13 protein-coding genes and 2 tRNA genes are annotated in these 9019 nt (G+C 68.6%); 6 read left to right on the top strand and 9 right to left on the bottom strand.

Translation table 11 applies throughout. The features are described from left to right. The first annotated feature begins 193 nt into the window (after window positions 1-193). The 3 genes from MNOD_RS27415 (at window position 194) to MNOD_RS27405 (ending at window position 2692) form a co-directional block, all read left to right on the top strand. Window positions 194-270, top strand: a tRNA-His gene (locus MNOD_RS27415). A 464-nt stretch (window positions 271-734) separates the two neighbouring features. Further along, complete coding sequence (locus MNOD_RS27410; RefSeq protein ID WP_015932236.1) at window positions 735-2054, top strand: Nramp family divalent metal transporter; 1320 nt, start codon at window positions 735-737, stop codon at window positions 2052-2054. Between the two features lie 89 nt (window positions 2055-2143). Then, a complete protein-coding gene (locus MNOD_RS27405) occupies window positions 2144-2692 on the top strand; it encodes an inorganic diphosphatase (protein WP_015932235.1) in 549 nt (182 codons plus the stop codon). A 207-nt stretch (window positions 2693-2899) separates the two neighbouring features. Here MNOD_RS27405 and MNOD_RS27400 read toward each other — a convergent pair whose 3' ends face one another. Then, entirely contained in the window at window positions 2900-3727 is an 828-nt protein-coding gene (locus MNOD_RS27400; protein WP_015932234.1) for a class I SAM-dependent methyltransferase, read from the bottom strand. A 301-nt stretch (window positions 3728-4028) separates the two neighbouring features. Here MNOD_RS27400 and MNOD_RS27395 point away from each other — a divergent pair, with 301 nt between their 5' ends. Together MNOD_RS27395 and MNOD_RS27390 are read left to right on the top strand one after the other, a co-directional pair. Beyond that, window positions 4029-4286, top strand: a complete 258-nt coding sequence (locus tag MNOD_RS27395; protein ID WP_015932233.1) for a hypothetical protein — start codon at window positions 4029-4031, stop codon at window positions 4284-4286. 174 nt (window positions 4287-4460) lie between these two features. Beyond that, a tRNA-Pro gene (locus MNOD_RS27390) sits at window positions 4461-4537 on the top strand. Between the two features lie 85 nt (window positions 4538-4622). Here MNOD_RS27390 and MNOD_RS27385 read toward each other — a convergent pair. The 6 genes from MNOD_RS27385 to MNOD_RS48310 form a co-directional block, all read right to left on the bottom strand. Next, entirely contained in the window at window positions 4623-5672 is a 1050-nt protein-coding gene (locus MNOD_RS27385) for a tyrosine-type recombinase/integrase (RefSeq protein WP_198157544.1), read from the bottom strand. Then, window positions 5669-6031, bottom strand: a complete 363-nt coding sequence (locus MNOD_RS48315) for a hypothetical protein (protein WP_210161788.1) — start codon at window positions 6029-6031, stop codon at window positions 5669-5671. Before MNOD_RS48315 ends, MNOD_RS27385 begins: the two co-directional genes overlap by 4 nt. A 68-nt stretch (window positions 6032-6099) precedes the next feature. Then, window positions 6100-6498, bottom strand: a complete 399-nt coding sequence (locus tag MNOD_RS27375; RefSeq protein WP_015932230.1) for a hypothetical protein — start codon at window positions 6496-6498, stop codon at window positions 6100-6102. Further along, window positions 6495-6857 carry a hypothetical protein gene (locus MNOD_RS27370; RefSeq protein ID WP_015932229.1) on the bottom strand — a complete coding sequence of 121 codons (363 nt, stop codon included), beginning with the start codon at window positions 6855-6857 and terminating at the stop codon, window positions 6495-6497. The genes MNOD_RS27375 and MNOD_RS27370 overlap by 4 nt, the downstream gene beginning before the upstream one ends. Beyond that, a complete protein-coding gene (locus MNOD_RS27365) occupies window positions 6850-7359 on the bottom strand; it encodes a hypothetical protein (RefSeq protein WP_015932228.1) in 510 nt (169 codons plus the stop codon). Before MNOD_RS27365 ends, MNOD_RS27370 begins: the two co-directional genes overlap by 8 nt. A gap of 2 nt (window positions 7360-7361) precedes the next feature. Further along, window positions 7362-7520 carry a hypothetical protein gene (locus tag MNOD_RS48310; protein ID WP_015932227.1) on the bottom strand — a complete coding sequence of 53 codons (159 nt, stop codon included), beginning with the start codon at window positions 7518-7520 and terminating at the stop codon, window positions 7362-7364. Between the two features lie 229 nt (window positions 7521-7749). Between MNOD_RS48310 and MNOD_RS27360 the strand changes: the two genes are divergently transcribed. Beyond that, window positions 7750-8001: a hypothetical protein gene (locus tag MNOD_RS27360; protein ID WP_043749531.1), complete on the top strand. Its 252-nt coding sequence runs from the start codon at window positions 7750-7752 to the stop codon at window positions 7999-8001. 310 nt (window positions 8002-8311) lie between these two features. On the opposite strand, the gene MNOD_RS41775 is transcribed toward MNOD_RS27360, so the two are convergent. Together MNOD_RS41775 and MNOD_RS47190 are read right to left on the bottom strand one after the other, a co-directional pair. Continuing rightward, a complete protein-coding gene (locus tag MNOD_RS41775) occupies window positions 8312-8830 on the bottom strand; it encodes a GcrA family cell cycle regulator (RefSeq protein ID WP_015932224.1) in 519 nt (172 codons plus the stop codon). A 45-nt stretch (window positions 8831-8875) separates the two neighbouring features. Then, window positions 8876-9019, bottom strand: coding sequence for a hypothetical protein (locus MNOD_RS47190; RefSeq protein ID WP_015932223.1), 144 nt, complete (start codon window positions 9017-9019; stop codon window positions 8876-8878).

Genomic DNA, 9019 nt, shown 5'->3' with positions numbered 1-9019 from the left:
CGTCGGAGAGGTCGCGCCGGGCCAGGACGCGGTCCGGGCGGCACCGGGTGTTTAGGGGTGCTCCGGCCGGCGGTCGACGGGGATTTTCGCCTGCGCGCCGCCTGCGACCACCCGTTCCACGTTTTCCGCCCTCCGATCGCACTCACACCGCTTGTCAGCGCCGCCCGCGCGGATTACACAGCGCCCCACGTCGGCCGCCATAGCTCAGTTGGTTAGAGCGCTAGATTGTGGATCTAGAGGTCCCCCGTTCGAGCCGGGGTGGCGGTACCACCGACCCTCTCTCATTACCTCCTGCCCTGAAATCGGTCTCCGCCGACGGTTGCGGTAATCCTCCTGCACCTGCCAGCTTGCGAAGCTGTGTCGCAGGCCGTGGGACCGGATGCCGGTGATCGCCGCCCTCTCGCGGGCTCCCGCGAACGCCTTCTCCGGGTTGCCGCTGCAGGTGACCGGCTGGGCGGCGTCGGGCACCATGCTGCCGACTACCCTCGCTCTCGTTGCCACCTCGTTCAGTTGAAACCGCAGGAAGGGTCAGGGGACGGAAGGTCTCTGCGCGGTCGTCGTCGGCGAGGCAAGTGGAGCCGCAAGCCGTGACGATGTGGCTGGCGGCACAAGACATCGCTTGATTGCCCTGCCCGAGGCGAATTTTCGATCCCGCGGCAACTCTGACGCAGCTTCTGCGTTCTGGCAGAGCTTCGACGGCTGGCCCGGCCGGAGTGGCATGGCTGGAGTGCTCGATGGTTGCGCCAAGCGAACGGGTCGTCAGCACGGACGACGGGGTGCGGAGCCCGGCAGTCGGCCCCACCAAACCCCGCCTGCTGATGATCCTCGGCCCCGGCCTCATCACGGGCGCGTCCGACGACGACCCGAGCGGCATCGCCACCTACAGCCAAGCCGGCGCTCAGTTTGGCTACACCGTCCTGTGGACGATGCTGTTCAGCTACCCGCTCATGGCAGCCGTGCAGGAGATCAGTGCCCGGCTCGGCCGCACCACCGGGCGGGGCATCGCCGGCAACCTGAGAAAGCACTATTCGTCCGGTGTCGCTCTGGCGATCCTGCCGCTGCTCCTGTTCGCCAACATCGTCAACCTGGGAGCCGATCTGGGCGCCATGGCCGAGGCGCTCAGCCTGCTGAGCGGCGGTCCGCGCCTCGCCTTCGTCGTTCTGCTCGGCGGCGGCACCATCGCCATGCAGATGCTGCTCAAGCACACCCGCTACGTCTCGGTCCTGAAGTGGCTCTCCCTGTCGCTGCTGTCCTACTTCGGAACGGCCCTGATGGTGAACGTGCCCTGGGGCGAGGCGCTGCACGGGTTGCTGGTGCCCAGCTTCCATGCCGGCAAGGCGTTCTGGCTCATGGTGGTGGCGGTGCTCGGCACGACGATCAGCCCTTACCTGTTCTTCTGGCAGGCGGCTCAGGAGGTGGAAGACACAAGGGCCAAGCCGGCGCGCGATCCGCTCAAGCACGCGCCCGAGCAGGCGCCCGCCGCCCTGGCGCGCATCCGCCTGGATACGCTGATCGGAATGGGCTTTTCCAACCTCGTGGCACTCGCCATCATGGTCACCACGGCAGCGACCCTACACGCGAACGGCGCCTCCGACATTCAGACCTCGACCGATGCGGCGAAAGCACTGGAGCCCATCGTGGGCCGCTTCGCCTTTGCGGTGTTCACGCTCGGCATCGTGGGCACCGGGTTTCTCGCGCTACCGGTGCTCGGCGGCTCGGCGGCCTATGCGCTCGGCGAGTTCCGTCGCTGGCCCGTGGGCCTGGAACGCAAGCCGGTCGAGGCCAAGGCGTTCTATGCGGCCCTGGCCGCGGCGACCGTGCTCGGAGCCGCGGTGACGCTCTCGCCGATCAGCCCCATCAATGCGCTGTTCTGGAGCGCGGTGGTGAACGGAGTTCTGGCGGCACCCGTCATGGCGCTGCTGATGCTGATGGTCGCGAATCCGAAGATCATGGGCGGGTTCGTCATCACCGGACCGCTGCGGGTGATGGGGTGGATCGCGACGGGAGCGATGCTGCTGGCTGCGCTGACCCTTGGCGTCACATCGATCCTGTGAGGACGAGTTGATCGACCGCTCCGGACTCGTCGAATCTCGTCGACCGTCAAAAGTTCTCCCATACCCCTGCCGGCTGGAGGCCATCCCCCGTGTCCAAGAACCGACCCTCCCTGGAGCGCATCAGCACCTACGACACGAGGACGAACGACCTCACCGTCATCATCGAGACTCCGAAGGGCAGCCGCAGCAAGTACGCCTACGATCCGGAGATCGGCACCTTCGCGCTGAAATTCGTCCTGCCCGCCGGGATGACCTTCCCGGTGGATTTCGGCTTTGTTCCCTCGACGCTCGGCGCGGACGGCGACCCGCTCGATATCATCATCCTGCTCGACGAGACGCTCTCGGTCGGGACGAAGGTGAGCGCGCGCCTCATCGGTGCGATCGAGGCCGAGGAGCGGGAGAAGGATGGCGCATGGGAGCGCAACGACCGTCTCGTCGCGGTTGCGACCCACGCCCATGCCTACGACAAGGCGCATGACCTCCGCGACCTCGACCCTGCCCTGCTGCCCGGCATCGAGCGCTTCTTCGAGAGCTACAACAGGCTCCACGACAAGGATTTTCGCGTGAAGGAGCGGGTCGACGCCAAGGAGGCGGGCAAGCTGGTGAAGAAGGGCATGGCGGCCTACCAGGACGGTTGACCTTGCGCAGGTTCCGCATCTCTCGCGACCAGACTCGGGCGTCTTGATGCTGGGATCCAGAACAACACGTTTCTCCATGCGGGCCGGTTACAGAAGGTCGCTGCTCGCGGGCTGTCGGGTCCATGGTGCAGGTGAGATCGGGCGGGAGTGGCAAAGCCGCACCGGTTCGGGCGCGACCCGGCTCATCTCATGCCGGGACTTCTGGCACTAGCCCGGATTGATCGCCGTCACGAGCCAGCAGGCGGCGCCGAGGACCACCGGCGTCTCCTGCGGCAGGGCCGCGGTGACCGCCTCGAGCGCTCGGGCACGCTGCGCCTCGTCGAGTTCCCGCACCAGGGCAGCGACCGGTCCGACGCTCAGCGCGAAGCGGGCGGCCTGCGCAACGTCGCGGCCGAGCGAGATCCCACAGGTCACGGCCGCCTCGTTCACCGCGGTGAAGCCCGCCTGCGCGAGCAGTCCGGCCAGGAGCCCGGCTTCCCCGAAGCGGAACGGGCCCGGCGCGCCCGGGACCGGCGGCTCGGGTGGCGGCACGACGCGCAGGGCCGCCTCGCGCGGTACGACCACCCACGGATTGGCAGCCAGACTCTGCCAGCACAGGAAGGCGAGGCGGCCTCCGGTCTTCAGCGAGCGGCGGAGATTGGCGAAGGCGGCGCGCGAATCCTCGAAGAACATCACGCCGAAACGCGAGATCACGGCGTCGTGGACCGGGGCGAGGGCATGGGTCTGCGCATCCGCTGCGACCCAGGCGACCGGCGCGGCCCGCGGCGCGCGCGCCCGGGCGCGCGCCAGCATCGGGCGCGAGAGGTCGAGGCCCGTGACGAAGCCGCCCGGCGCGACCGCCTCCGCGGCGATCAGGGTCGTCTCCCCGCAGCCGCAGCCGACATCCAGCACGCGCTCGCCGGGGCGCAGCGCCGCGGCCCGGATCAGGGCCGTGGTGAGAGGCGTGAAGGCCGCGTCGAGGGCGTCCTGCAGCCGCGCCCAGCGTTCCCCGACCTCGCCGTTCCAGTATTCGGTCTGCGGCATCGGATCCGGCATGACACCTCCCGGTCGCATCGGTGCTCCCCGTGCGTTCTGGGCGACGGGGACGGACCGGCGCAAGTCGGTGGCCCCGACCCGCAGCCTTCCGCCCGCGTCGGCCGTCCGTGCTGCGGGCCGTGCCGGTCCATGCCGCCCTGCGGCACTGCGTCCCGGCGCTCGACTTGGGCGAACGCTGACGACCGGGCGGTGCGGCATGGTTGCATGGCGACGCGCAGCCGCCCTATGGGGCGAGCTCGGTTCCTCGGTCTGTCGGCAGGGCAGGAAGGGGCAACAACAGGAAGACCAGGGAGAACGCACGATGGACGACCTCGGCAGCTATCGGGCCCTCACCGCGGACGAGATCGTCCTCGGCCTGTCGGCGATCGGGCAGGCGGTGGTGCGCCACGCGACGCCGCAGAAGGGCATCCGGGCGACCCTGGCGCCGGACGGTGTCCGGATCGAGGGCTATCGCGGCATCCACAAGGCGCAGACCATGCTGATTCCGTTCCGGGACCTCAAGCGCAAGCCGGCTCATCTCCTGGCGCAAGAGATCGCAACGCTCGCCGCACGCCTGTAGGCGCGCCGGAGCCCCTCGGCAGCAAGATCCTCGGTGCGGACCAGGTCGGTGCGCCGCAGCCTCATCTCGCTCAGGGCGATTCATGCCGAAGAAACGCCACGCTCGGCCCCGGAACCGCTTGCAGCCTGCCGAGGCCGTCGCTATAAGCCCCCCACGTCGGCGACGCCGACGCTTCGGAGTGTAGCGCAGTCTGGTAGCGCACCACGTTCGGGACGTGGGGGTCGCAGGTTCAAATCCTGCCACTCCGACCATTAAATCAATGGCTTAGCGAATTCCCGATTTCGCTGGCCCAGGAAATGGCCCATGAAATTGCGGCCAGCCTGATTCTGCCCAAGCTCATCGACAGCCACCGAACGCGCCGGCCGCTCCCTCCTGGAAGTCCGGATGGTGATGCCCGTAGGTGGTCTGCAGCGTCTCGATCGTCATGCCGAGCATGCCGGCCGCTTCCCAGGGGTCGACGCCGGCTTGCATCAGCCACGTCGCGGCCGTGTGCCGAAGCACGTGCGGCACGATGCCCAGCTCAAGGCCTGCGTCGGCAAGGCAGCCCTCCCACCCTGTGCGAATCGGCGTCGAGAGCGGCGACCCGTCCGTCCGGTGGATCACGTAGATGGTCGGCGCCTCGCGAAGGCTCTTGCGCCGCTCGCTCGCCGGCTCCGGTTTCGCGTCGATCTCCGCCCAGCGGCGGAGGTGGGCCATCAGCCGGTGCGCGATTTTGGCCGGCGGCCGGCGCTTGCGGCTTTCCCGCTCGCCGATGCCGCGCCGGTAGATCCGCCCCCGCTCCAGGTCGATCCATCCGCCGGTCGTGTTCGGGTGCCACTGCAATCGCTCCACCGCCTCGTGGCGCGTGCCGGTGTAGAGCCCGATGAGGATGAAGCGGCGGATGTGCCGGCGTCGCGTGCGTGTCACGCGATCGCGCAGCACGATGCGCCCGGCCTCGTCCCGCTTCCATTGTCCGAGAAGGGGATCCCAGACGAGGCCGCAGGCCGCGCCGAGGAGCCGTGCCGCTTCGGACCGGGTCAGCCAGCGTTCGCGCGCGCCCGCCTTCGGCGGCAGCGTCACCTTCGGGACTGCGGTGAGGGTGTACTCCGCATGGTAGAGGTTCACGGCCGCACGCAACACCTCCAGGTCGCGACGCGCCGTGGCCGCGGTTACCCGCTTGCCGAGTGCCGCTCCCTTGCGGGCGCCCTTCAGGGGCTGCGCGGTGCGCCACGTGACGTACTCACGGCAGGTCGCCCCCTTGATCGCCTCTACCGGTTTGTCGCCCCAGAACTCCAGAAGCTTGGCGATGTAGGCCAGCAGCTCGTCGTAGCGGCCGATCGCGTCCTTGCCGGCATCGTCGCCAGGGCTCTTGGCCTTCGCGTAGAAAGTCAGGACATCGGTGATCACGAGGTCAGCGGGTGAATGGCTGCCGAGCGTCGATTGGTGCCGGCGCCCGATGTACGCCGCAAGGAAGCGCGCAGCTCCGCTATGGTCGTCTGGCCCGCATTCTGTGCTGATTTCAGCGCCTCGGTGGAGAACGACCCAGACGGGATCACGGCCGGCCCGCTCGCGGAGGTAGAGGCGTGGCGGCTTGGCTTTGCGGCCCGGCATGGCTTGGTCATCTCTCGGATGGCGCGCGGCGTGGTCAGCATCTTGCCGGCGACGTGGCGGACGGCAAGGTCACCGTTGCGGTAGGCCGTCCGAAGGGACGAGAGCGTCATCGGTCCATGGGGGAAGAACACGGCCACTGCCTCGGCGAGCGTCATCGGCTCGTCGTCGGTCCAAAGGTCCGGCGTCGGGCGCTGGGCGATTCGGACGGAGGCGCGCGGCATCGTCAGCCCCTCCGCCTCGCCGATAGCCGCACCGCCCGCAGGTACGGCCGGCTCGCCAGCACCACCTCCGGCGCCCGCCAGGACAGGCGCGCAGCCCGCTCGCGCCGGTCCTCCTCGCGGTAGAGGTGGGCGAGCCGGTTGAGGCAGGAGAGGAGCTTGAGGAGCTTGGCGATCGGCCGCTGGAAGCGGTGGGCCATGTAGAGGTCGTAGAGCTCCGCTCCGCGCTGCAGGCGGCGGTTGTTGAACGCCTGCCGGCAGGTGGGGGTGCAGAATTCGGAATGGCGCGCTGCAGCCCCGTAGGGCTGTCCGCACTCCAGGCAGGTCCGCTCGCCCCGGAGCGGGGCGGTATCGCCATCCTGGGCCGCCTCAGCGGATGCGTTTAAACGCAGCGGGGCGTTCATGGCGCCCCCGCAGCCGGCGGGCGGAGATCCGCCAGCGCATCCTCGGCGACCTGCAGGGCCGCCAGGGCGGCCTCGCTATCCTCGGCGACGGGTGCGAGGATCGCCCGGATGCTGTCGAGGGCGGAGACGAGGACCTCCGCCAGCTCGGCTGGCGCACGCGGCGCACTGCCGTTGGCTCGGCCGAGCAGAATGGCCGCCACCGCGTGTGCCGTTTCATCCGGCCACGTGCCTTCGGTATTGACCGTGAAGACCTCGTAGCCATCCGCGTCGCAGACGACCCCCACTTCGTCCGGGTCCTCGCTCAAGGCAAGAGGGAGGCGGATGCAGTGCCGGGCGAAGAGAGCGGCCGCGTCAGACACGGATTCGCTCCTCGCTGCCGGGAGAGTAGGGACCGATGATCTCGGCGATGTCGCTGCCGCTCGGCATCCGTGGCGCGAGGGCCTGCAGCACCTCGTCAAGCGAGATGCAGATGTCCGTAGCGAGCAGCGCCATCAGCTCGGGCTCCTCGCCATCCTGGGTCAGGATCAGGCACCGCTTGCCGGCGCCGCAGAACCATCCGGCCTCCAGGTGCGCAGAGCGCCCGCACGGCAGCACGAGGACGCAGGTGTCCGCCCACTGCATGCCGCGCAGGTCACTGACGAAGCCGCGGGCGGCGATCGGGTGCGTGGTCAGCAGGCGCCGGTACTCGGCGGCCGACCATGCCTCCCAATTCGGGTCGATCTCCGACCATGCGAATCCCGGCACGCCATTGAAGGGGTTGCGGAAGTCGTAGACCTCATGGCCCGCCTCGCGCAGCGCGGAGACGACCGCCGGCTGCTTCGGGTTGCGCCAGGACGAGGCGACGTAGATGCGACGGGACAAAGTCACGCTCCCATGAAGGAGAACGCCGGGCGCGGGCCGAAGAAGCCTGCGATGTCGGCCATCACAGCCGCCGGCATCCGCCAGACGGTGGCGACGAGCAGCTCGAAGACGGCCGCGCCGATGGCGAGCAACTCCAGGAAGGTGAGACGGTCCGCGCTCATGAGCGGTGTCCTTCTGCGGATGAGGGATCGGGGCGCTCTGGAAAGCGGCAAAAAACTGCCGGTGTTCGCACTTCGTCCGGAAAGGAATTTCCGCGAACGTCTCGTGATGTTCTGCTCGCCTCTGAGGGCGGGATGAGGCAGGCGGAGGTCATCGCGTCGCCGTTTCACGAATGTGAGCGACAGCTCGTGCCGCAGCGAACATACCCCCGTCACTGATGCGGGAGGCGAAATGATGCGTCAGCGCAGAACTCGGGCTGAGGTCAAAGAGATGATCCTGCGCCGGGTGCGCGAACTTCCAGGGGGTAAGTACATTCGAGACATCCAGATCGAGCCAATGACGGACGACAGCCCTGTGCCGCCGTTCTTCGTCGATGTGGAAGAGGACGCCGACGATGACTTGAACGTAGCTCTTCGCGCGACCGACATCGCAATACGGATCATGTACTGCATCTTCGACGTGGAAGATTTCGCGGAGCACTGAGCGCGCGGAGCTCATGCCGGCACCCCGATGCGCGGAGCGGTACCTATCTGCCGGTGAACTCGCTCCGTTGGCGCATTGCCGAGGCAAGCACTGGAGGCTCATATGCCTGACAAGCCCATGTCCAAAGACACACCATCCACCGGTACTGCCTGGACAAAGCCGCGGGGGAAGGCTGAGACGGGGCAGGACGGACCGCCTCCTCGCCCCCACATGACGGTGACGCAGAAGCCGGAGCCGAGCCCGCACGACGTGAAGAAGCAGCGCGACTGAACCGGCGAACAGGTCTGTGCGGCGGGCGGGGGTCATGCCGTCACTCCGCGGCCTGGAGGTCGCGCTGTTCCTGCTTCTCAGCGAGGCTCGCGTAACTGACGCCGAAGGCGCCGGGCGGCGAGTAGGCGATGCGGAAGTGGGCCAGGCAGTAGCAGCTGCCGTCCTTGACCGGCTCGCCGCAGAAGCGGTGCTGGCTGGGCGCTACGCTCCCTGTGATCGGGTAGCGGCAATCCCCGGGGCCGAGCTGGTGGAGCAGATAGCCGTCGGCCGGGCGCTCCGCCGGCTTGCCTTCGGGGCGAAAGACGTAGGGCTGGGGCGGCTCTGCGGGCGCGGCCGCAGGCTCCGGTGCCGCGGGCTCGGCCGGCGTATCTGCTTCTGGCTGCACGCCCTGCTGTCCGACCAGCCCGAGCCGGCGGATCTTGCCCATCACGGCCGAGCGGGAGAGGCTCAGCCCGTGCGCAGCATTGATCGCCTCGGCGATTGCGCTGCCGCTCTTGCCGGCGGACCAGAGCTCGCGGAGCATGTCGATGGCGGCCGAAGGCCATTCGGTACCGGACATGACGGGTCCTCAGAATTCGGGGCGGCGGCAGGCAAGTGGCGGTGGTCATGGAGCCGCCCCGAACCAGAGGCCGGCGTTGATGAGTGCAGCCGCAGCCGCGCAGACGATGCCTGCCGTGATCAGCCCGCCCATGAGAGCCATGGTGATCGCGTAGGAAGGGCGGGGCAGGGGATCGTGCTGGGAGGCCAT

Source organism: Methylobacterium nodulans ORS 2060 (genome assembly GCF_000022085.1).
Classification (GTDB): domain Bacteria; phylum Pseudomonadota; class Alphaproteobacteria; order Rhizobiales; family Beijerinckiaceae; genus Methylobacterium; species Methylobacterium nodulans.
The sequence above is the reverse complement of the archived record's forward strand: the minus strand, read 5'-3'. Positions and strand labels throughout refer to the sequence as shown.

Excerpts from the sequence above, each read along its gene's own strand:
- MNOD_RS27410 (WP_015932236.1), top strand. The coding sequence starts at position 735 with ATGGTTGCGCCAAGCGAACGGGTCGTCAGCACGGACGACGGGGTGCGG.
- MNOD_RS27375 (WP_015932230.1), bottom strand. The coding sequence starts at position 6,498 with ATGAACGCCCCGCTGCGTTTAAACGCATCCGCTGAGGCGGCCCAGGAT.
- MNOD_RS47190 (WP_015932223.1), bottom strand. The coding sequence starts at position 9,019 with ATGGCCTCCCAGCACGATCCCCTGCCCCGCCCTTCCTACGCGATCACC.
- MNOD_RS27400 (WP_015932234.1), bottom strand. The coding sequence starts at position 3,727 with ATGCCGGATCCGATGCCGCAGACCGAATACTGGAACGGCGAGGTCGGG.
- MNOD_RS27395 (WP_015932233.1), top strand. The coding sequence starts at position 4,029 with ATGGACGACCTCGGCAGCTATCGGGCCCTCACCGCGGACGAGATCGTC.
- MNOD_RS48310 (WP_015932227.1), bottom strand. The coding sequence starts at position 7,520 with ATGAGCGCGGACCGTCTCACCTTCCTGGAGTTGCTCGCCATCGGCGCG.
- MNOD_RS41775 (WP_015932224.1), bottom strand. The coding sequence starts at position 8,830 with ATGTCCGGTACCGAATGGCCTTCGGCCGCCATCGACATGCTCCGCGAG.
- MNOD_RS48315 (WP_210161788.1), bottom strand. The coding sequence starts at position 6,031 with ATGACGCTCGCCGAGGCAGTGGCCGTGTTCTTCCCCCATGGACCGATG.
- MNOD_RS27360 (WP_043749531.1), top strand. The coding sequence starts at position 7,750 with ATGATGCGTCAGCGCAGAACTCGGGCTGAGGTCAAAGAGATGATCCTG.